19 protein-coding genes and 1 pseudogene are annotated in these 22,667 nt (G+C 41.1%); 5 read left to right on the top strand and 15 right to left on the bottom strand.

Annotation, left to right across the window (positions count from 1 at the left end; genetic code table 11):
- Positions 1-62 precede the first annotated feature (62 nt).
- Genes LNTAR_RS28175 through LNTAR_RS05015 form a run of 3 tightly spaced genes read right to left on the bottom strand, consistent with a single transcriptional unit; the run spans position 63 to position 2,042 of the window.
- Complete coding sequence (locus tag LNTAR_RS28175) at positions 63-530, bottom strand: transposase (protein ID WP_083799954.1); 468 nt, start codon at positions 528-530, stop codon at positions 63-65.
- The gene (locus tag LNTAR_RS28170; protein ID WP_007277554.1) at positions 445-1,146 is read right to left on the bottom strand and encodes an IS91 family transposase; all 702 of its coding nucleotides are present in this window, start codon (positions 1,144-1,146) and stop codon (positions 445-447) included. Before LNTAR_RS28170 ends, LNTAR_RS28175 begins: the two co-directional genes overlap by 86 nt.
- Positions 1,143-2,042: a tyrosine-type recombinase/integrase gene (locus tag LNTAR_RS05015; RefSeq protein ID WP_040914282.1), complete on the bottom strand. Its 900-nt coding sequence runs from the start codon at positions 2,040-2,042 to the stop codon at positions 1,143-1,145. The genes LNTAR_RS28170 and LNTAR_RS05015 overlap by 4 nt, the downstream gene beginning before the upstream one ends.
- Before the next feature lie 306 nt (positions 2,043-2,348).
- On the opposite strand from LNTAR_RS05015, the gene LNTAR_RS05010 reads away from it, so the two are divergent.
- Complete coding sequence (locus LNTAR_RS05010) at positions 2,349-3,086, top strand: glutathione S-transferase family protein (RefSeq protein ID WP_040914281.1); 738 nt, start codon at positions 2,349-2,351, stop codon at positions 3,084-3,086.
- 18 nt (positions 3,087-3,104) lie between these two features.
- Here the strand turns inward: LNTAR_RS05010 and LNTAR_RS05005 are convergent, their stop codons facing one another.
- Together LNTAR_RS05005 and LNTAR_RS05000 are read right to left on the bottom strand one after the other, a co-directional pair.
- On the bottom strand, positions 3,105-4,793 hold the full coding sequence (locus tag LNTAR_RS05005; protein WP_007277551.1) for a sulfatase family protein: 1,689 nt from the start codon (positions 4,791-4,793) through the stop codon (positions 3,105-3,107).
- A complete protein-coding gene (locus LNTAR_RS05000) occupies positions 4,771-6,543 on the bottom strand; it encodes an arylsulfatase (RefSeq protein ID WP_007277550.1) in 1,773 nt (590 codons plus the stop codon). The genes LNTAR_RS05005 and LNTAR_RS05000 overlap by 23 nt, the downstream gene beginning before the upstream one ends.
- A gap of 459 nt (positions 6,544-7,002) precedes the next feature.
- Here LNTAR_RS05000 and LNTAR_RS04995 point away from each other — a divergent pair, with 459 nt between their 5' ends.
- The gene (locus LNTAR_RS04995) at positions 7,003-7,809 is read left to right on the top strand and encodes a KilA-N domain-containing protein (RefSeq protein WP_007277549.1); all 807 of its coding nucleotides are present in this window, start codon (positions 7,003-7,005) and stop codon (positions 7,807-7,809) included.
- A gap of 208 nt (positions 7,810-8,017) precedes the next feature.
- On the opposite strand, the gene LNTAR_RS04990 is transcribed toward LNTAR_RS04995, so the two are convergent.
- The 6 genes from LNTAR_RS04990 to LNTAR_RS04965 all read right to left on the bottom strand — a co-directional run bounded on the left by LNTAR_RS04990 (position 8,018) and on the right by LNTAR_RS04965 (position 17,332).
- Positions 8,018-9,511 carry a sulfatase family protein gene (locus tag LNTAR_RS04990; RefSeq protein ID WP_007277548.1) on the bottom strand — a complete coding sequence of 498 codons (1,494 nt, stop codon included), beginning with the start codon at positions 9,509-9,511 and terminating at the stop codon, positions 8,018-8,020.
- Between the two features lie 95 nt (positions 9,512-9,606).
- Positions 9,607-11,157, bottom strand: a complete 1,551-nt coding sequence (locus tag LNTAR_RS04985) for an outer membrane protein assembly factor BamB family protein (protein WP_157473250.1) — start codon at positions 11,155-11,157, stop codon at positions 9,607-9,609.
- A gap of 191 nt (positions 11,158-11,348) precedes the next feature.
- A complete protein-coding gene (locus LNTAR_RS04980; protein ID WP_007277546.1) occupies positions 11,349-12,677 on the bottom strand; it encodes a DUF1552 domain-containing protein in 1,329 nt (442 codons plus the stop codon).
- A gap of 9 nt (positions 12,678-12,686) precedes the next feature.
- Complete coding sequence (locus LNTAR_RS04975; RefSeq protein ID WP_007277545.1) at positions 12,687-14,714, bottom strand: DUF1592 domain-containing protein; 2,028 nt, start codon at positions 14,712-14,714, stop codon at positions 12,687-12,689.
- Positions 14,715-15,182: 468 nt separating this feature from the next.
- Positions 15,183-16,277 carry an IS110 family transposase gene (locus LNTAR_RS04970; RefSeq protein WP_007276754.1) on the bottom strand — a complete coding sequence of 365 codons (1,095 nt, stop codon included), beginning with the start codon at positions 16,275-16,277 and terminating at the stop codon, positions 15,183-15,185.
- 89 nt (positions 16,278-16,366) lie between these two features.
- Positions 16,367-17,332 (bottom strand): IS1595-like element ISLar1 family transposase, encoded by a 966-nt coding sequence (locus LNTAR_RS04965; protein WP_007277544.1) that lies wholly within the window; start codon positions 17,330-17,332, stop codon positions 16,367-16,369.
- Between the two features lie 182 nt (positions 17,333-17,514).
- Between LNTAR_RS04965 and LNTAR_RS04960 the strand changes: the two genes are divergently transcribed.
- The gene (locus LNTAR_RS04960) at positions 17,515-18,609 is read left to right on the top strand and encodes an IS110 family transposase (RefSeq protein WP_007276754.1); all 1,095 of its coding nucleotides are present in this window, start codon (positions 17,515-17,517) and stop codon (positions 18,607-18,609) included.
- Between the two features lie 392 nt (positions 18,610-19,001).
- On the opposite strand, the gene LNTAR_RS04955 is transcribed toward LNTAR_RS04960, so the two are convergent.
- Positions 19,002-20,111: a DUF1587 domain-containing protein gene (locus LNTAR_RS04955; RefSeq protein ID WP_007277543.1), complete on the bottom strand. Its 1,110-nt coding sequence runs from the start codon at positions 20,109-20,111 to the stop codon at positions 19,002-19,004.
- Positions 20,112-20,401: 290 nt separating this feature from the next.
- Here LNTAR_RS04955 and LNTAR_RS27075 point away from each other — a divergent pair, with 290 nt between their 5' ends.
- Complete coding sequence (locus tag LNTAR_RS27075) at positions 20,402-20,539, top strand: hypothetical protein (RefSeq protein WP_157473247.1); 138 nt, start codon at positions 20,402-20,404, stop codon at positions 20,537-20,539.
- Between the two features lie 80 nt (positions 20,540-20,619).
- Positions 20,620-21,618, top strand: a pseudogene (locus LNTAR_RS27875) (ISL3 family transposase).
- A gap of 53 nt (positions 21,619-21,671) precedes the next feature.
- On the opposite strand, the gene LNTAR_RS28165 reads toward LNTAR_RS27875, so the two are convergent.
- From LNTAR_RS28165 to LNTAR_RS04940, 3 genes are read right to left on the bottom strand one after another with little or no spacing between them, the layout of a single operon-like run.
- Positions 21,672-21,797 (bottom strand): hypothetical protein, encoded by a 126-nt coding sequence (locus LNTAR_RS28165; protein ID WP_007277540.1) that lies wholly within the window; start codon positions 21,795-21,797, stop codon positions 21,672-21,674.
- Positions 21,798-21,806: 9 nt separating this feature from the next.
- Positions 21,807-22,004 (bottom strand): hypothetical protein, encoded by a 198-nt coding sequence (locus tag LNTAR_RS27070; RefSeq protein WP_157473244.1) that lies wholly within the window; start codon positions 22,002-22,004, stop codon positions 21,807-21,809.
- Positions 21,950-22,621 (bottom strand): hypothetical protein, encoded by a 672-nt coding sequence (locus LNTAR_RS04940; protein WP_040914280.1) that lies wholly within the window; start codon positions 22,619-22,621, stop codon positions 21,950-21,952. The genes LNTAR_RS27070 and LNTAR_RS04940 overlap by 55 nt, the downstream gene beginning before the upstream one ends.
- Positions 22,622-22,667: the final 46 nt, after the last annotated feature.

The raw sequence follows: 22,667 nt of genomic DNA, 5'->3' as shown, positions 1-22,667 counted from the left end.
CAAATTTGGGCATAGGGGATCTATGACCCAAAGTTTTGTACTGAAAAAATTAATGAATAAACTTAGGAGATTGAAACTATAGGCGGCGAGCGTGCCCCTACTGACACTAAAGATTCTTGCTTGAGACGTCCTTCACTAATGACTCGGCCAATGGGCAGCATAATGCCCTGACAAAGACTGCAGCGTAGCGCAGGTAATTTTGGCGGAGGATCATTGGGAATTTTGACTTCCAGTAAGTTCTGCATAAGAAAGAGTTTTTTCTTGGCTGCAGGAGCGAGAAAACCGTATTCCCGCACGCGATGGAAGCCCCTTGGCAAGACGTGCTGAGCGAGGCGCTGTAAAAACTCCACGGGTCCAAAATCTTTGGAGTCCATCCGCTTGGTCTGCGAATCCTTATACCGCAGTCGAACTTTATCCTCTTTTCGGACAAGGATTGCTCTGAAACTACACCTCGCATGAGGAGCGACTAAGTATTCGAGGGCATGAAGCCCTTGGCCTACACTTCGGCATCCACATTCCACTTTTTGCATAAAGCGAGGATTGGAAGCCAATTTTGTGCTCAGTTAAGGCTGCGAGAAATTTACCACGATACAATGCGCCTAAAGCTTTATTGTTGACGAGATAATTTTTCTTGATCACTCGTAAGAGCTTTTCCTGACTATTGAGTACGAGCCCGGGAACGATGTAGTGAATATGAGGATGATAGCACAAGTCTCGCCCATGGGTATGCAGAACGCCAATCATGCCACATTCACCACCAAGACGATCTTTACACATTTCTTTGAGAGCTTGACTTGAGGCCATGAACAAGGCATCAAACATCTCTTTTCGTCGCCATCTTGGAATGGCACGCAAAGAGCTCGGCAGAGTAAAGGTCACCATGAAGTAAGGACATGGCAAGAGACGCTGTTTTTGTCGATGAAGCCACTGGCTCGCCCGATGGTTTTGGCAACGGCTGCAGAAGCGGTTTCCGCAAGATCGGCAGTGATAATGAACATGTCCACAACTCGTGCAGGCATAGTAAGATCCACCTGCACTCTGCTGACGGCAATTCATCATAGCCTTAAAAGCGCGTCTCTGATCCTGATCAAGTGTCGAACTCAGCTCGTCCCAATATCTTTCGCTGAGCTCGACTAAATCCATCATCGCAGAGCTCCTAGGCGCTGCATCAATTTGTTGATCATGCCATCGGAGTCCTGTATCACGGGTTTTGATAAATGAGAGTAAATCGCCGTGGTTGCCGGAGAACTATGACCGAGGATTTCTTGAATTACTCGCAAGTTCACTCCCGCTTCCACTCCCGCTTCCACCAAATGTGTTGCATAGGAATGACGCAGGGAATGCACCGACACCTGTTTGGCGAGGCCACTATCAGCCAAAGCCGCTTTAAAGGCCGACTGCACCCCGCCCTTATCCATGTGCAAAGTCGTTTTGGAATTGCTACGACTTTTCCCGGCATAACGCGGAAATAGCAGTAGCGGATTGCGGTGCATCACCCAGTAATCCCTTAGCATCTGGTAAGTCACTTGGGGCAAGGGAACGAGACGGTCTTTGTAGCCCTTGGAATTGCGCACATGTAAACGCATGCGATCCTTGCAAATGTCGCCCGTTTGAATTCTCACACCCTCGCTGATGCGTAGACCCATGGAATAAATTGCTGTGAGACAAGTTCGATAGCGAGCTTTTTCCAAATGAGACAAAATCAGTAAAGTTTCATCTTGGCTGAGGATATCGGGTAAGGATTTTACTCGGGGGATACGAACAATTTCGAGCCATTTCCACTCGCGCTTGAGCACGTATTGATAAAAAAAACTTAGGGCACAGCGATCCATCTTCACCGTGCTCCAGGAATAAGTATCCACCAATTCAGAAAAGTAGAGCTTGAGCTCCTCTTCTTTAAGTTGATCAAGAGGCGAAGCAATCAAATCATTGACGCGACGCAAAGCTCGCAAGTAGTTGTCCACTGTACTCTTTGCCTTAGCTTGGAGCTTAAGCTCCAATTGCATCGCTCTATAATATTTTTGGAATGAATCATTCATCATTTTTCTCCGTTTAATTAAGCCAGAACACAAAACTGTGTCCTTGATAAGCTACAGAGAAAAACTACCGTAAAAGAAGACCAAACTACAAATTAAAAGGCACCGAGGAAAGTTTTGACAAGAGGAGAAAATGACTTACACAAGCACAGCCTGCCGCAGGGCGGCTTCGTTCAACCATGTGTCGTACCTGATGTTTTCGCTTCGCTCAGAAATGCCTAAACCCGGCCGTTATACTAAAGAAATGAAAAAAGAATAGAAAACACAAAAGATAACTCGACCTTATACGAAAGAGATAAAAAATGAGAGACCATGATGAAACTACTTGAGTTCCCACATTCACACTATTGCGAGAAAGCTCGTTGGGCTCTCGACTTTAAGAAAATTCCTTTTCAAGCCGTTGCTATCATGCCAGGATTTCATCTCATAAGCGTTCGTCAATACGCGGCAGATACATGTGTACCTTTATTGATTAATGACAAACAGGCAATTCAGGGTTCAAGTGAAATTATTGATTATCTCGAACAACAATATCCGACTCGTTTATTGACCCCACTGGATGAAAAAAAACGTCAGGAATGTTTGGCTCTTGAATCTGACATGGATGTAAGAATCGGTGAAAGTATTCGTCAAATTCTCTACAGTAGCTTATTGAACTATCCTGCGTTTATTCGCGCTTGCTTCACTCATGGAATGCCTAGATATAAAAAATTATTATTTTCTTTAACTTACCCTTTTCTGCGCATTAAAATGAAACAGAAATACGTGGTCTCTACTGAAAAAGTCGAACAAGCCAAGATTACATTTCATGAAGCAATTAATGACATAGAAAATAGACTTCGTAAGAGCGAGTATTTAATGGATGATGAGTTTACTAGAGCCGACCTAACAGTAGCATCAATGTTATCCTTTCTTGTACTTCCACCAGAACACCCTTTTCCTTTCATAGAATATCCGGCCAAAGAGGCCCGTATGTTTTGTCAGGAATATGAAAAACATCCAGTTTCTGAATGGGTAAAGAAAATGTATTTCAAGCACCGCTCTGTATAGAAATGAAAAAAGTAGAACTCATTTTATGCGTTTAACTTTTTTATCGCTAGCTGACTTTTTATCCTTTTTTGCCAACTGCTGAATTTTCTTGGGTGGCTTATTGCCAACTTGCGCTAGAGTCGCCTCGTTTAAGTAGTCTTTAAGCGGCCAGAGCTGAGCCCAAGTTTTTTTAGTTTCCATAGAATCATTTGAGACCGGCGTTCCCACATTACTACGACCTTTATTGATATAGTCAGCTAATTGCTTTTTGAGACCTTCGACAATTTCGGGGTTCTTTTGAGAGAGGTTCGTACTCTCCTGCGGATCATTTACCATATCAAATAGTTGAATCTCGGCATCGTCTATGACTGGCTTATCCTTGGGGTTACTGCGTCTTGACCCGCCGATATTATCTAAAAGCAGTTTCCATTTTCCTTGTCGAATGGCAAATACACCCGCATCTGAATGATGCACAATTGCGCGATTCGCTAATTCGGGTATGGCTTGTTCTCTAAGCGCAGGTAAAAAACTAATGCTATCTTCCCCAACATTATTGGCTAAAGCGATGCCATTAATTTCAGCTACCGTCGCCATGAGATCGGTAGTACAAATGAGCTGATCTGAAGTTTTAGCTGGCGCAAGGCCTTTGGGCCACTTCACAATAAAAGGCACGCGATGCCCACCCTCGTATGTTTCACCTTTGAGACCACGATAAATATAACTTGGGAAATGTCCCTGCTCCTGCATGGGCTCAAACTTTGCCATGGGAGAAGTTCCGTTATCTGCGGTGAAGATAATCATTGTATTATCTTCAATGCCCAAGGCTTTCAAAATTTTTACGACTTCACCTAGGGCCCAATCCGTCTCCATGCAAAAGTCACCGTGAGAGCTCAAGCCACTTTTTCCTAAGAACTTAGCACTCGGAACAATCGGAGAATGAGGAGAGTTAAGTGGCATGTAGACAAAGAAAGGCTGATCAGGTTTTTGATTCACTTGCGACCTTACCCATTCACAGGTTTTTTCAGTAAAACGTGGCAGGATTTCCGATTGCTTAAAGCCCTTGGCCACTAAGCCTGGTTTACCATCAATCCCAACTGCCTTTCTCTGTTTATCATCGAGTACTTGCAATTTCCCAACGGTATAACCATCTTCAATAAAACAATGAGGTGAATGATTGGCCGATGCCGCCATACCGAAGTAATAATCAAAACCATTTTTGTTGGGGCCATTTTGAATTTCTTTGCTTAAGTCAATCTGCGATTGATCAGACTTAGAATCTGCTATAGAACCATCCTTGAGAGACCAATCCATTCCCAAGTGCCACTTACCAATACAGGCAGTTGCATAACCTTCTTTCTTTAGAAGTGATGCTACAGTTTCGCGATTAGAATCGATTAAATGGGGTGAAAGTCCTTGAGTTACACCACTTTTTTTAGTAGTTCTCCAACTATAGCGCCCCGTTAAAATTCCGTAACGCGTGGGCGTACAGACAGATGAATTTGTATGAGCATCCGTAAACATCATTCCATTAGCAGCCAAGTTATCCAAGGCGGGCGTAGGAATCTTACTATCTGCATTATAAGCTTTTACATCGCCCACGCCCATGTCGTCGGCTAGGAGATAAATGATATTGGGTTTCTCTGCAGCACTGACAAGGCTACAGACAAAACTCGCTAGGAAAGATATTTTTTTGAGGCTCGTCATTTTACTTACTGGCCAATTTTTCATTGTATTCAACTGTGACGAAATAGGCAATACCATTGAGACCATCTCCCAAGAGGGCTGTATCAAGTGCTGCCGCGCCCTTTTTGAGTTCAAGAGTGAAACTTGCATGAGTATCTTTGGCACTTACTTGTTTCTCTAGTGTCTGCCCTGCAATGGTCATTCTTACTTTTTCAATCACTTTAGCTGTTTCCCCCTTTTTAATTTTGCCATCACTGAAGGTCATTCCTGTGTAGAGCGGGTAACGGGAAAGCTTGATGGTGTAGTTTCCATCGCGAACAATATCAAGCATATAAGGACCATAAGACTGTTCCAGTTTCTCGGGAGCTCTTTGAGTAAATGATTGCCCCTTCCATTTTGGTGGATTTCCCACTGGAGTTGCGTAAGCATCTTGACTTGTCATGACGACTACTGGAGCTGCTGGCGCTCCAACTAGAATTCGAACGGGTGCCTGAACTAAGGCTTTGCCCTTGGCGTGATAAGCATCAAATGCCGCTACAAGCTTTTCAACTACTTCAGGGTGCTGTGAGGCCACATCATTTTCCTGCATCAAATCTTTTGAAATATCATAGAGATTTTTGGATGAAAGTAAGCGCCAGTTTTTCCAAATAACGCAATTTGTCTTTTCGCGATCATCTAATTTTTTAGGATTGAAGTAATAGAAAAATAAAACGCGTTCATCATCTTCTGGAGCCAAAGGCTGAGTTAAATAGGTCTTGAATGAACGACCATTAAAATCTATTCCCTTCGGAAGCTCCAAGCCACAGAGGTCCAACATACTCGGGTAAAGATCTAGGACTGAGGTCAATGTATTATTTAAGCTTCCAGCTTTACCAATATTTCCTGCAGGCCAGCTCATGAAACATGATACGCGATGGCCGCCCTCTTCTTTTGATCCCTTTTTCCCTCTCATCCCCTTAAACCAAGTAGTAGGTGTGGAGTTACCTGCAGCACCCTGCATGCCATCATCTGTTGTATAAAGTAAAATTGTATTTTCCAATTCACCCTCTTCTTTCAAACAGTCCATTAGTCGACCGAAATTTTCATCTAAGTTGTCTACCATACCGTAAAAGGTCGCTAGTTTGGGGTTAATGCCATTATCGATATGACGCTGAGAATACTTATCTGCCACAATCAAAGGTAGATGAGTAACATTGGGAGCTAAGTAAATAAAGAAAGGCTTGTCTTTTGTCTCTTTGATAAAACGCATCGTCTCATTAAAAAACACATCTGTGCAGTAACCTTCATACTTTTTGTATTCACCATTGTGAATATAGGTATCGTCAAAATAATCATTAGCCCAATAATCACCAATTTGACCAACTGCCCCACAACCAAGTGCGACAACTTCGTCAAAACCTTGGTCCATAGGGCGCATGGGGTAGTTATCACCCAAATGCCATTTACCAAAATGTCCCGTAGCGTAGCCTTGATCTCTAAAAGCTTCCGCAATCGTGTAATTATCCCCTCTCATCAGCGTACGTCCGAGACTCGTTCTCCAGGCACCTGTGTACTCCGCATATTTACCGGTCATCAAAGCTGCACGCGATGCGGTACACATGGGCATTTGATGAAAGTTCCCCAAACGAACTGAATTCATTGCCACGCGATCAATATGCGGAGTCCGCACATGGGGGTTGCCCTCATAGCCGAGGTTATTGCCCTGGTCGTCAGTCATGATAATAATCACATTAGGCTTATCGGCAAGTGCGCTTGAACTCAGTAGCGCAAAAATTAGTATAGAAAAAAGTTTCACAATTCATTCCTTATTTTTACATTTATAAATTACTCGTTTATTCTATAACAAGGCAGGTCTTTTGATCTTTGATCTAGGGGTGAAATTAAGTTCCGTTTAGGCTTATTAAGTGGCAATACCTTGCCTTGGGAGGGCGCTGACGCTTAGATGCCGAGCTGGAGCTCCAATTTTTAATTATAAATTTTGAATTTTCAATTACCTGAGTCAATCAGTGGATGTTTGAGCCGATCTGCAGCGAATGAAATGAGCGATCTTTCAGTAAGCTTGCGAATGGTCTTTCAGCGCAGCGGTCTTTCAGCGCAGCGGTCTGTTTATCCGCAATTGCCAAGCTGGTGCTTGGCGTACCCAGGGGGATAATTAGATTCAAGGTAAATATACATTGTCCAAAAACCATATTTTAACTATTAAAAAATAGCTTTTTAAAGATATTTATATTAAATTGACTTAAAAGGAGTCACAATGAATAAAATCGATGTTCAAGGAAATGAGATAAGAATCCTAAAACTTGATGATGAAGAATACATTTCATTAACTGATATGCTAAAATCAAAGGATGGGGATTTTTTCATATCGGATTGGTTACGCAATCGAAATACAGTTGAGTTCTTAGGAATATGGGAAAAAGTTCACAACTCAAATTTTAATTATGGCGAATATGCCACAATTAAAAGTCTGGCCGGATTAAACAGTTATAAGATAAGTGTAAAAGAATGGCAAGCCCAAACGAATGCTATAGGCCTAATTGCTAAAGCTGGTCGTTATGGTGGAACGTATGCCCACAAAGATATTGCTTTTGAGTTTGGCATGTGGGTGAGTGCAGAGTTTAAAGTTTACCTCATCAAAGAATTTCAAAGGCTAAAAGACCAGGAACAAAAACTCTTAGGCTGGGATATTCGTCGTAATTTAGCCAAAATCAACTACCGTATCCATACTGATGCTGTAAAAATAAATTTAATCCCCGATGCAGTTAGCTCTCGACAGGCGTCTTTAATTTACGCCAATGAAGCCGATATTTTGAATGTCGCACTATTTGGCTGTACCGCAAAGGAGTGGAGAGATGAAAATAGAGGAGAAAAAGGTAACCTTCGTGATTATGCTACAATTGAGCAATTAGTCTGCCTCTCCAATATGGAGAATTTAAACGCCGTTTTTATCGAAGATGGCTTAAAGCAAGGACTGCGTTTAAAAAAGTTAAACTCCATTGCTATCTCACAAATGAAGATTCTATCAGAGGATAAAGGAGTGAATAAAATTGACTCAAAGTGAATTTCATATTCCTCGGTCGTGAGGTGTTGCCACACGGATGGATGGAAAAGAAATTTAGGCTTAGCGTTGAGTTAAACTTGTTAATATCACGCGGTGTTCTCAATGGTGAGACAGATTGTTTTTTAATAACCTGCGTTAATCAATGAAACCTGTGGATGAAGTTTTGTCCGCAATTGCCAAGCTAGTGCTTGGCGGTCCCAGTACTTATTTACTTTTTACCCTTAGTTTTTTTATTTTTCTTAGACTTTGAGTCTTTTAATCCCGAAGCATTATTTTTCGGCTGAATCACGCCCTTGTTACCTGCTTTTATGGCGGGGTACTTTCCCACTGGAACAAAATCTGGATTCTTATAATCCTTGCCCGCATGACTGGCGGCAAAACTCTTATCAAGGGCCAGAATCTCGGCACGCAATTGCGCTCCCAATTCGGGCATTTTTTTCAGAACATTTTCTTTTTCAGCAATATCACTCGATAAATCGTACATCACATCATTGACATTTGTGTCAGAAGAATTCGTCATGTACTTATACTTCCCCTTAACTAAGGCCATCAGGCTACCGCGACTCATGGGGATGCCCTTATCACGTTCACTTACTTGCCCTAAAAGCTGAGGCATAATATCAATGCCATCAATGGGCCATTCGGGAAGCGGGGCTCCCACAATACCCGCAATTGTGGGCAAATAATCCAAAGTAGATGCAGGGATATCTGAAAGTGAAGCGGAGGGAAGTTTTGCGGGCCAAACGGCTGCAGTGGGAACTCGAACCCCACCATCGTATAAATCGCGTTTTCTTCCAGAAAAGCTCCCGGCTGAACCCGCCACTAGATCTCCCACTTGAGGGGTTTTTCCTTTTGGACCATTATCACTGGTGAAGAACTGCAAAGTATTCTCATATAAATCTAAATTTTTAAGCTCTCTTTGCAGTCGTCCAAGCTGTTCGTCCATTTCAGTGATGCAAGCATAATAAGCAGCAGAGTCACCATGACCTTTATACATTTCCAAGTACTTCTCTCCGGCAATAATATCCTTATGTGGCGCATTAAACCATACGACTGCCAAAAAGGGTTTTAACTCTTCTTTTGCTCGTTTGATAAAGGGAATCACCCTATCCATCACCACCCGAGCCGCCCCACCCTTGAGGTGTTCCATTGTCGTTTCTCCATTGTTATAAAATGGATTATTTTTCGCTCTTTTACCATAACCCGGATCCCAGGTCCCTACTGCAGACTCCATAACAAAGCTTTCATCATAAGCATGTTCCCAGGGAGGAGAAAAGTTCACTTCTGGTTTTCGTCCAGGTCCCTTTGCTGAAACTGTTTTACTCAAGGTCCCAAGGTGCCACTTACCGAAATGCCCAGTTAAGTATCCTTGTTGTTTAAGTATTTCAGAAATGGTAACTTCCTCCCTCGGCAAGTGCCCTACATTGGCTGAAAAAATTCCGTAGCGGTGATAATGGCGCCCCGTAAGACAAGTTCCTCGCGTTGGGGAACATACCGGCCCGCCTGCATAGGAATGAGTCATTATCACCCCTGCTTTTACAAAGCTATCTAATTCCGGGGTCTTGATAATTTCATTACCAGTAAAACCCACATCGCCGTAACCCAAGTCGTCGGCCATCATTAAAATGATATTGGGTTTTTCTACCGCATTTAAAGTAGTGAGGCACAAGCCTCCCAAAAGAAAAAGCTTTTTAAAAGTCATTGTTTTATTCCTTATCAATTAACTAAAGTTAATGACTGAAACAAATCAAAAACATTATTCCTTTGTGCTTAGCTCAGGGATTTAGGCTTATCTCGTCATTTTCCGTTTGAAATACAGCTGATTCCTTTTAAATCCCTCAAGAAGATTTCTCCCTTGGCATAAGTCAATGAATTAAGCGTGAACACTTGTTCCCTAGGACCAAGATCGTTTACAGAAACGAGGGATTGAGTGATATCACTTGCAGAACTATCCACTACGTAAGTCAGTCCTAGAGGGAGAGTGAAAAATAGGTATTGATTTATCTTTGTTGGTGAACCCGGGAAACATTTTTGAAAGTTATCACCACGGCCGCGATTATCGCAAGACACGGCGTAGCCCTGTGAGTTCAGTCCATCATTCTTTTCATTCGTCCGCCATAGCCATTGCTCTGCTTTGCCTTTTTTACAGTGGACTTCAGTTGGCAGCTCAATAAATTCATTTTTACCTGTTGGAATATGATGACGAACTAAAAAGGGCTCGTAACGCATCATGTAAAAGAGGTACTCGCCTGAGACAATACTTGTGTAGGGCTGACGCTCCTGCTTATCAAAGCTAAAGCCTAGGGTTTTTATATATTGTTGCTTTTTCTCATCATAATCGTAGCGATCTCCCTGCATTAATGATGAGCGACTCAGTTCCTTTCCCGAATTAATATCGACACTTGTGTAGAAAAGTTTATCTTTACCCACAAACCAATAAGCTTTGGATACATCCCAATGCATATTAGCTAAACCTCCCCAGCGATTTTCTTTATGATCTCCTGCAGGTTCCCAATTCCATATTGCTTTGCCTAAACCTTTCTTAGTAAGACTTATCAAACTCATGCCAACAGCTTTCTCTGGCACACCATGAGCGCCGCCTCGTCCTATCAATACTGCGGGACTACCATTACTTAGGGAGTTTAAAATCGGCGTATTATAATGGCCAACAGCTTCTTTGCTGATCCAAAGAGTCTTACCCGATTTCTTATCAATAGCCCGTAGGTAGTTCCATAAAGCATTCCTTGTTTTATCCTCTTCATCTGGTGGCTCCACATTGAGCAACAGGTCCCCATAGAGAATCGAATCAAATTGTTTATTAAAGGGACGTCCACCCGTTGGCATCCAAGTCCGTGACCAAAGTTCCTTACCCTCAAAATCAAAGCAAGCCATGCCCCCACTGGCGTTAATGGTCCAAACATATTTTCCGTCAGTTACGGGACAAATACTTGTGGAGTCACTAAAACTATAATTGTAGCCAACTGGCATAAGCCCTTTTATTTCTCTTTGCCATAGAGTTTTGCCATCCTTACGATCGAGACATAGAAAAACGACATCTGCACTCATGCCTCCCTTTTTCTTTTTGGGATCCATTTTTGCGGCCTCCGCATCTGGAATTGGCGGATTGATACAAAGAAAAATATTGTCTCCCCAAATAGCTATACCGCCCTGTCCTCCTTCGGGGAGCTCGACGCGCCATTTAATATTTTGCGACTTGCGCACCGACCACTGCAAAGGAATTGAATCCTCCGTATCTACCGACCAATTGCCACCTGGTCCACCTGACATGGGCCAGTTTTCAGCAAATATAAACGTCGAGAAAAATATGCAAAGTATAAAAAATCTCATAAGACCTCATGGTACGCCAAGCACCAGCTTGGCTTTATTTGAAAACTACATTCTTTATTCAGAGCATTTGCCAAACTGGTGCTTGGCATTAAATGAATAACAAAATTCTTTTTTATCCGCGATTGCCAAGCTGGAGCTTAGCGTTCCCAGGTTTCCCACAGTTGCCAAGCTGGTGCTTGGCGTCCCCAGCACTAAGTAAAAACCTCTCCCGGAAGCTTACCCGTTGAATCGGAGAAACGACTGCGTTGAAGTCCCGTTGCATTGAGCATACTGACAAAGAGGTTGCTCATGGGAGTTTTATCCGTATACTTTGTAAAAGTACCGTGATTGAGTCCCATGTTTTTACCCCCAGCAAGAATCAGTGGTAAATTAATCGCATTATGAGTTGTTGAACAGGCACTACCATAGAGAACTTGAGTATTGTCTAAAATTGAACCGTGCTCATCTTTGACTGATTTCATTTGATCCAAGAAATATGAGAATTGCTGTGTTAGCCAATGATCATAGCGACTCCATAGTTCTGGGTCACCCGCATGACTGATACTATGGTGACCCTTCTCTGCCCCCAGAACCAATTTTGGATAATTTTCACCAAAACCCATGCCATCTTCTCTTGCCACCATAAAAGCCATCACTCGAGTCAAGTCCATTTGATAGCCTAAAACCATGAGATCATACATGCTACGTACATAAGTTTCGGCATTTTTTGATGGATCTAAATCAAAGTTCAAATGAGAGGTATCGACTTTTTTTAATGGCGTTCCAAGCCAAGCTTCATTGCGTTCCAATTGACCTTCCACTGAATCCAGTGAATGGAGGTATTCGTCTATTTTCACCTGATCATTTTTGCCCAGATTTCTCTTCAGATCTTTACTGCTCCCCATAATCAAATCCACCATGCGCTTGCCCTGATGAATCTTCTTTTGGCGTTCACTTGTACTTCCCATGCCATTAGGCGAGAAATATCGCTCAAAAATTTGCCGATGCTTATGTTCAGAGGGTAAAGGCAGACCTTGAGCATTATAGGACAAAGTGGATGCCCGGCTCTTGTAGCCCACACCACCATCGGCACTAAAATTAAAACTTTTGTAACGTGTGTTTTTCCCTAAATGGCCTGCAGCCACTTGATCCACTGAGATATTATTATTGTAGGTCGTTCTCAAATCACCTGCTGTGAGCCAAGTATCACCCGCAATATGCCCCATGAGTTCACGAGAACGTTGATGGGAAAGCCCACCCAAAATCGTCATGTCTTCTCGCAGATGATTTAAAGGACTCAGAGCAAAATTATTTTTGTACTCTTTGCCTTCACCCTGAGGAAACCAACGCCACTTAGTATTTTCCTCATTAGTTTCAGATGGGTTACTGACTCCATTAGGAAAGTAGATGTAACAAAGACGTTTTGGCGCTTCTGTATTAGCTTGAGAAGCTGACATGGCTTCTAGGTAAGGTAGTGCACAGGCAACACCCGTGCCTTTAAGAAAAGTTCTACGATTTAAATGCCAGGGTTTTTGACTCATGATTCGCTCCTAGTTCGCTTTAAAAATTTGATGTTTGATAATTGTTTTTACGAGGTCCTGAAAACCAAATCCCTTGGCTTCAACTTCGTCGACAATTTGATCGATATCTTCATTATCCATGTAAGATAAATCTCGCCCAAGACTATAGGCTAGTAAGTGCCGCGTAACTGACTCGAGAACGTCGCGTTTTTTATTCTCCATGACGTAAACTTTGAGTTCATCTAAGCCATCCAATTCAGTTCCATCGAGAAGTTCAGTTTTGGAATCGGCTGAGGAGTTAAAACGCCCCACTGCATCGTACTTTTCAAAAACGACTCCCCAGGGATCAATTTTTTCGTGGCAGCTTACGCAAGAAGATTTCTCACGATGTAACTCGAGCTGCTGTTTAATTGTCAGTCCTTTAAAGCTCGGATTATCCGCATCGAGTTCCGGCACGTTCGGTGGTGGGGGCGGTGGTTCATCATTGAGCAGTTTCTCCATGAGCCAAACAGCACGCTTAATCGGGTGCGCTTGACTACCATCTGAATGCCCAGTTAGAATACTTCCTTGAGTCAGGAGTCCGCCGCGATGACTTTCTGTACTGACTTTCACGGCTCTAAACTCATTGCCTCGAACGCCTTCAATACCATAGAATTCTGCGAGATTTTGATTGAGCATCGCGAAATCAGAATCAATAAAATCAGTAACTGGCAGGTTATTTTCCAGGCAGTATTCTAGGAAACTCAGCGTTTCCAATCTCATGTCTTTTTTCACAAATCGAGTGAAGTCTGGGTACTTATCAACATTGACACTCATGGATTCTAAACGATCTAAGCGTAGCCATTCTTTTGCGAACTGCGCAATAAAATCCTTCATGCGCGGATCATGGATCATTCTCTCCAATTCTGAGTCAAGTTGCTCATTCAATTTCCCTGATTTTAGGAGTTGCATGAGCTGGTCATCGGGAGTCGTATTCCAAAGAAAATAGGACATCCGATTCGCAAGAGCCTGATCATTGACCTGCTGCTTTGATTTGGCTTCAGTAAGGTAAAGAAATTCAGGTGAGCAAAGCACTGCCACAAACACTTCTTTGACGCCATCTTCGTAACGCTTATAATCGTCCTTAATCTGTTTCCAATAATTGAAGTACCTATCCACTTTCTCCTGCTCAACAGTTTTGCGGAAAGCGCGATTCATGAAGTTCTGAATAACTTCTTTGGTATAAGCCTCTGAACCCTTCTCGCCCGCGGGAAAAATCTCTGTATAGCTCGCCATCGGCCACTGAGGATAATAAGGGGCTTCAAATTCGACTGAGTGAACTTTTAGCGGGGCACCAAAAACTTCTTTTGATTTAACCAAATTATCATTATAAAGCCCGACAATCATGATGTTGGCCAGCTTATTTTCTGAGCTCAGGTCCTTAACTGGTACGGGGAGATCTTCTAAACGTCCCTGGAACTCATAAATATCTGGGACACCAATTTCGCCTTTAACAACTTTAGATGAGTCAAAAACTTTATGGTCCATGCCATCGTCACCACGAGCACCCACAAAAGCTTGGATTGAGGGCTTCTCATTTTTGTACATCGCCTGAGAAGCTTCTGCTCTTTTTTTGGCCTTTAAGAATTTGGCCTCTAATGGATTATTTCCCCCAAGAGGACTAATAATAACTTTAGCTAAACCTAGAAAATTGGGTGAGGAAAATTCAATCTCATGTTCCCCAGATTTGAATTCACTGACAACCATGGGACTCAAAATGAGTCCAGGAGTTTTTTCAGCCTTCGCTTTATTTCGAGTTTTCAAACGATGTTCCTGGCCGTCAGCCCTTAAACCTAGAATTCCATTTTTATGTTTTGTCCCTAAAGTTGGTCTTAGAACGTCAATTTGATACACTCCATCAGAGGAGATGGATACTTTGAAGGTCGCTTCAGAAACATTACCGCGATCTACACCTTCAAGTACGCCATCATTAATCGTCATGTTTTTACCCATTAATGCATCTGAAGCACTTAAAACCTGAGCTCCATCGGGGACTGAAAGCTTTTTATTTTCATACACGATTAACCATCCATTTAGCCATATTTGTCAAGTAGACAATAATCTATTGTATCCGTTTTTTGTTATTTTTGCTTAAAACGAAGCTTAGAATTAGCTCTTTACTTTGTGCCCATCTTGATTTCAACTTTGTGGGTACGAGTCTTCACAAAAGTGAAGCCCTCCAGCCATCCATATAAGGTCAACGGTTTTAAAGGAACCGTGTTGATCAGTCCAACTTTTTCTTTTAGCTGCGCTCAACGCCTTAGAAACTCCTAACGGTCATATCCTCGCCGTCCCATTCAGTTGGGTGTTAGGGCTCAGTCCTTCTCTATTGGACTGTCCAGGGTTTTAGGGGCTCGGGGAGGAGTGGGTCATCATCAGTAAATTGCTGTGAGTGTAAAGTGTACACTCAGCCATATCCTAATCAGTTAAGTTGTTTCGACGGAACAAGGGTAATCAATAGGTTCATGACTGAGGTACTAAATTTATTTAATGAACTTTTTTTGTGAGTCGCTCATATTTTTCTCTGCCGAAAAAATCGATAGGATCAAAAGGTTTCTTTCGTAAAAGCATAAAATAAATAGCTCGGCATATTTTATGTATAAAGATGGATCGTCCTTTGCGTTTACCGTGACGTTGATCGAGTTCATCGGCAAAGAATTTCATTACTGGATCTGATTTTGCTAACATTGCGATTTCACCAAAGGCCCACTTTAAGTTAGGGTTGCCCATTTTTGTCCCACTATAACCATAACTTTTTCCCGCACTTTCTTTTTTGCATTTAACAACGCGACAGTAACTTGCATAATCACCTGGAGTTTTAAATCTTTGAATATCATGAGTTTCATAAACCAGAGTCATACCTAAAATATCTCCGATACCTTTCATTGATTTCACTATTTCAAAATCTTCTTTGAACTGAGAGTCAAGGGTGAATTTCACAAGGTCCTTATCTATTTGTTTTAACTGATCAGTAAACATCTTTAGTAAATCGGCGTTGAGTTGATAGTTTCGAGCCATAGCATGATCTTCTGGTAGGAATGTCTGAAGATCCATGAACTGAAGTGATGACTTTGCATTTCGTCGAAGCTCAGCAGAACTATGTTTTAAATTATTTTGGTCTTCGAAGAGATTAAGATAAATTGATATACCTGAGCGAATACTCACGAGCTTGATTCGACGGCGTAGTAGATCTCGGTGAGAACGAAACCGACGTGGACAAGCATACGCTTTGGGCAGGAGATTAGTTCGTAACAAATCTGTTATTTTTTTACTGTCTATTTTATCGTTCTTTGCTTTACCTCCATGAATTGCTCCCATATAAAGGGCATGGCCTAGGGCAAATTGAACGGGCTCTGTTTCACAAAAATCAGATAATTTGTACCAGTTGTAAGTAGTTTCGCAGGCAATAGTAAGGTCATCCCAATAAGGAGAGAGGATTTTCTTCATGTACTGAAAGTCATTATTTTTGATCTCTGTGTGCACGTATATTTTTCCTTCTTTGTCCATCACGCAGATATAAGACATCGATTTGTGAAGATCAATTCCGCAGTGAAATTTTGTTTTTGTAGTATACATTTTCATGGCAATATCCTTTTTTGTTTTGTGGAATTACAATTTAGGTTATTGCCATTTCTTTGCCAAATTTTGTAGATCACGTTTGACCGTGAGTACTATTGGCTAAGCGTACTATCAGTTAACGATGCATTAAGGTAATCTACAGGTTTTTGCGAAGTAGTCATAGCTTTGGAAATCAGTCCAAAAAACATTTTTCTGAGTTCAAATCTTCTGTTGAGCCTAAACTGTAAATCAGCAAGATACCTGAAACCGTATTTCTCGAATTTTAGTGAATGAAATGTTCCAGAAATAGAAGTTTTTACATTACTCAGAATGGTATTCACCCATTTAAAAGTACTTTCGATTTCTTCTTTCTTTGCTTTACTAGTAACTAAAACGTTATGATTACTTACTTCTTTTAAGGCGCTGAAGCCTCTAAGTCCGTCTGAAATTGTATCACAGTTCTCCTCAAGATTATCTATAGCCCATTGTTTAATCACTTCATAAGAAAAACTTGATACAGGATTCAGTTTAACAAAAACTGGATTTCGATTTTCGTTAGTTTCCACAGCCGCTATAAATGGAGATTTGTTTTCTGAACCTCTACCTCGTTTACCTCCTTCCAGTCGACCACCTAGGTAAGCATCGTCTATTTCAACCAAACCTTTAAGTTTATACTTACTGTCTTGCTCATACATCATCTGCATGATTTTCTGCTTTATTAACCAGGCAGTTTTATAATTCACATCAATATGGCGGTGTAATTCTAATGCTGAAACACTGTTCTTTGATTGGCTTATTTGATGCAGAGCTAAGAACCACTTCTGTAGAGGAACTTTCGTACGATGAAATAAAGTGCCCGCTGTTAAACGATGGTTTTTACGGCAGGATTTACATTGAAAGATGGTGCGGCTTCCAGATTCATAGCGGTAATACTTATCACTATCGCATGTCTCACATTTAAAACCATTAGGCCACTTACAGCTTTCCAAGTAAGCACTACATTGATCCTCGGTTCCAAAAGTTTTGATGAATTCTGGAAAACTAACTCCAACTTGAAACTGAATTTTATTCTTAGGCATAATACATCTCCTTATTAGATGTAATTAATATGCTACTAAAAGATAGCTATATCAAGTTTTACACTCTTAACTGATAGTACGCTTAGCCAATAGTACTCACGGTCAAACGTGATCTACAAAATTTGGCAAAGAAATGGCAATAACCTAAATTGTAATTCCACAAAACAAAAAAGGATATTGCCATGAAAATGTATACTACAAAAACAAAATTTCACTGCGGAATTGATCTTCACAAATCGATGTCTTATATCTGCGTGATGGACAAAGAAGGAAAAATATACGTGCACACAGAGATCAAAAATAATGACTTTCAGTACATGAAGAAAATCCTCTCTCCTTATTGGGATGACCTTACTATTGCCTGCGAAACTACTTACAACTGGTACAAATTATCTGATTTTTGTGAAACAGAGCCCGTTCAATTTGCCCTAGGCCATGCCCTTTATATGGGAGCAATTCATGGAGGTAAAGCAAAGAACGATAAAATAGACAGTAAAAAAATAACAGATTTGTTACGAACTAATCTCCTGCCCAAAGCGTATGCTTGTCCACGTCGGTTTCGTTCTCACCGAGATCTACTACGCCGTCGAATCAAGCTCGTGAGTATTCGCTCAGGTATATCAATTTATCTTAATCTCTTCGAAGACCAAAATAATTTAAAACATAGTTCTGCTGAGCTTCGACGAAATGCAAAGTCATCACTTCAGTTCATGGATCTTCAGACATTCCTACCAGAAGATCATGCTATGGCTCGAAACTATCAACTCAACGCCGATTTACTAAAGATGTTTACTGATCAGTTAAAACAAATAGATAAGGACCTTGTGAAATTCACCCTTGACTCTCAGTTCAAAGAAGATTTTGAAATAGTGAAATCAATGAAAGGTATCGGAGATATTTTAGGTATGACTCTGGTTTATGAAACTCATGATATTCAAAGATTTAAAACTCCAGGTGATTATGCAAGTTACTGTCGCGTTGTTAAATGCAAAAAAGAAAGTGCGGGAAAAAGTTATGGTTATAGTGGGACAAAAATGGGCAACCCTAACTTAAAGTGGGCCTTTGGTGAAATCGCAATGTTAGCAAAATCAGATCCAGTAATGAAATTCTTTGCCGATGAACTCGATCAACGTCACGGTAAACGCAAAGGACGATCCATCTTTATACATAAAATATGCCGAGCTATTTATTTTATGCTTTTACGAAAGAAACCTTTTGATCCTATCGATTTTTTCGGCAGAGAAAAATATGAGCGACTCACAAAAAAAGTTCATTAAATAAATTTAGTACCTCAGTCATGAACCTATTGATTACCCTTGTTCCGTCGAAACAACTTAACTGATTAGGATATGGCTGAGTGTACACTTTACACTCACAGCAATTTACTGATGATGACCCACTCCTCCCCGAGCCCCTAAAACCCTGGACAGTCCAATAGAGAAGGACTGAGCCCTAACACCCAACTGAATGGGACGGCGAGGATATGACCGTTAGGAGTTTCTAAGGCGTTGAGCGCAGCTAAAAGAAAAAGTTGGACTGATCAACACGGTTCCTTTAAAACCGTTGACCTTATATGGATGGCTGGAGGGCTTCACTTTTGTGAAGACTCGTACCCACAAAGTTGAAATCAAGATGGGCACAAAGTAAAGAGCTAATTCTAAGCTTCGTTTTAAGCAAAAATAACAAAAAACGGATACAATAGATTATTGTCTACTTGACAAATATGGCTAAATGGATGGTTAATCGTGTTTTCATAAGTTACTTGGCTACTTGTCACAGGTAAAAAACCCGTTTTCGTCTCTAGGTATTCTCCGTGAGAAGCTTTAACTCTAAAAGCAAAAGGACCCTCTTCTGGAAAATGATTTCTAATGAGCATTTTCAAATTCGGACTCGCACCATGCCATGAGGTCGGCGCTTTTTCCACATGGGGAACGGCTCCATAAAGAACCACGCCGTCTTTGGCCATGCCAAAACGTTCACGATCCGAGCCGCGAAAATCCACCATGATGCTTTTCTTCACATCTTCGACGAGTTCTCCTTGAGGGGTTCTTGCCTGATCTTCTAAAAGGTTTCCGTGGTCATCAAAGACATGCGTATGGAAATTTTTTGCACTCAAATCGATGGTTTTGTAACCGCTAATTTTGTTATAAACCTTATTAGAAATTTTATCTCCAAACTCAAGTTGATAACGACGGCTGACAGGTTTTTTCTCTGGTCCAATTGCGGCTTCTAAAGCTTCGCGAGCTATTTGTTCATAGTACTCGAACTGAAGTTGAGACATAGAGAGAGTTTCTCCACTATTACTAAAACCCATGTGAGAGAGAGGATCAGGCGGTAGCTTTTTACCAAAGTTTGCGTTCACACCTAGAAGGTCCTGAAGGGTATTGCTATACTGCTGTTTAGTGAGACGACGCATGACATTATTTTGCTTACCTCGCTTCATTTCTTTAGCCACTTTTAGTTCATGACTCATCCAATCTACAATCACCAGACGTTCTTCAGAACTGGGTTGTTTCACATCCTCGGGAGGCATATCTTCGGTATTAATCACATCAAGGGCTGCGTGCCACTTCTCCGCATCCATACCTTTTATCATATCAGGATCCAGAATATCGATACGCACTTCACCTTTCTGCTTTCGTTCGCCGTGACAGCGTATACAAAAAGTTTCTAATAGGGGTTTAACTTTCGTTTCAAAATCGTGGGGGTTCTTTTCAATAGCTTGGACGCACACCGTCGTAGCCATCAAGCCTAAAAAGCTCAAAAATCGTTTAGTCATCTTTTACTCGCATAAATTTTTCTTCATATACAAGTACAAAGAAAGACATTAGATCTTTGAGCTATTGAAAGTTTTTTTGGTTCTTCGTATAAATCTGTAAAAACTAACGCATTCGTTCAAATAGTTCTTCGGCATAAAGCCGTTAGCAAGCTTCACTCTTTATACGAAGATTTATTTGATCTTCATTTGTTTTACTAGCGTAATGCTTCGCCAGCAGGCAGAAACCAAAGGTTACAAATTAAAAAGACTGCTAGACTAAACCTCTTTAATCACTACAAAAAGGAGATTTTATGTCCAGCAGTCTGCATCAACATACACACGGAATTATCGGTTACGAACACAAGCGCTTTGAATACAAAGGTAAAAAACTGATTATTCACATATCTCGAAAAAAAAGACCTTTACGTGCTCTAGTTGTGGCAGTTTAAATGTACGGCCGACTCCAGTTAATCAGCGTTTAATAAAGTCTCTGCCATGCGGAACGAAAAAGACGTCGTTTAGTGTACAAATGCACCGCATTTATTGTCGTGATTGTGGTTCATATCTAATGGAAAGGCTACCGTTTATCTCAAACCCAAAAAGCCGAATCACAAAAGTTCTAGAACGACAAATCATTGAATTACGATCTCATATGTGCATTCAAAGTCTGGCAAACTATTTTAACATCAACTGGCACACAGTAAAAGCTGTAGAGAAATCACACTTACGTAAGAAATATAAAAAGATCTCCTTAGCAAATACCACAGCCATAGGTATTGATGAGATTTATATGGGGGAAAAACTAGGCGACAAAGGTTATTTGACGATTGTACGAGATTTAAGCACTGGAGCTACTTTATTTGTCGGCAAAGGAAAAAGTTCGAAGTCATTAAAACCATTACTTCAAAAGCTCAAATCAAGTAAGAGTGTTATTGAATTTGTAGCTGTGGACCTCGCCCCCTCATTCACTTCATGGATCAAGGAGAATTTACCTGATGCAACAATTGTTGATGATCACTTTCATGTCATCAAGCTTATGAATGACCGTCTGAATAAAGTTCGTAGGCGTATCACCAGGGAGCTTGACCATGAAGATAAGGGAGAAATTAAAGGTTTAAGATAGAAGTTTAATCGGAATAATGAAGACCTTGAACCAACTGCACAAAGTGAAATAAATGAATGCTGCTCAATATTTACAGAATTGGGAGCAACTTACGCCTTAAAAGAAGCGCTCAGAAGAATAAATAAAATCAAGGATCTTGCGTTTGTTGAAAACGCTTTGACTTACTGGTGCGAAAAAGCGCATTGTAGCAAAGTACCAGAACTCATTTCTATGGCAAAAACAATCCGAAAACACTACTCAGGTATTTTAGCATTTTGGAAAACTAAAATTACTTCTGCAGTCATGGAAGGTTTTAATAATAAAATCGGATGGTTAACTAGACAAGCATATGGATATAGAGATGAAGAGTACCTCATACTCAAAATAATTGATCTACCTAACCTAAAGACCGAGCGGCAACTATAATAATTTACAGATAATTACGAAGAGGCGTTTTTTTTTAACTTTATAACAAAGTTTTAAGACTTGTTTTTATCCTTCTTTTGTTTCTGCCTTTTCTCTTTGCCATTATTGAGCCCCTCAGCAGCTAATTTCTTAGAAATAACTGCAGCTGCTTCTTCGTTTCCTTCCCAAAATTTTTTCAATGACTTTCGCTATATGTGGATATTCGGCATCAATATCTTTGAGTTCTGCCCACAGCCCTTGCGCTTCACAGTTTTCCAAGCGAAAGATTCATCTAGCTCACCTGTAGAAATTTCATAAGCAAAGGGGTCACAATAGAGTGTTTCGTCAATGATTACTGGGCGACGATCTCCCTCACCATGGCCTTTACCGCCCTTGAGTTTGGGCAAGTGTTCTTTTTGCCAAAGCCATTTTTTGAATTAATATCAAAGCACTTTAGTTCATAAACTAAAATACCATTACTAGCTCGATGAATACCAGGAGAACGTTCATTAATATTGAACGTTCCCACTAAGACGAGACGTCCCTTGGAGCCCGCCATAAAGATATTATGCCTAGATTTTGATTGCACTGGCTGACGAAACGTTTCTTTACCTGTAGATAAATCAATACCCACAAGGAAAGATGATTTGACGTACTCCTTTACTTGATACAACTCAGCTCGCGATGGCAATTGCGTACCTTCAATAAAGTATACAGCACCATCCAGAAGTGTAATGGTGGGGTGCATAATTCCTCCCGCACTCTGATAAATCCACTTTTTATCGCCTTTTGATGATGAATAGCAGTTGAATTCAAATTCTGATTGTACAGGTACGTAATCTTTGTGTGTAATGGTAAAAGTAGCTTCCTGACTTTCCTCACGTCGCGTGGAACCTTTGGGCACTTCTGTGCCGACAAGGTAGTCACCACTTAAACCAAGGTAGCCCCATTCTTCGTCAACTGACAAGCCTCTATCTGCTTGGCCGTTCTGTAAATTTAAGACATGGCACTTATCCCCAGCCAAAGAACTTGTGTATTTAGCTTAATTTGATCACACAGAAGTAGTTGTC

Origin of the sequence: Lentisphaera araneosa HTCC2155 (assembly GCF_000170755.1) — a bacterium.
Lineage (GTDB): Bacteria > Verrucomicrobiota > Lentisphaeria > Lentisphaerales > Lentisphaeraceae > Lentisphaera > Lentisphaera araneosa.
This window is presented reverse-complemented; position numbering and strand designations above follow the sequence as displayed.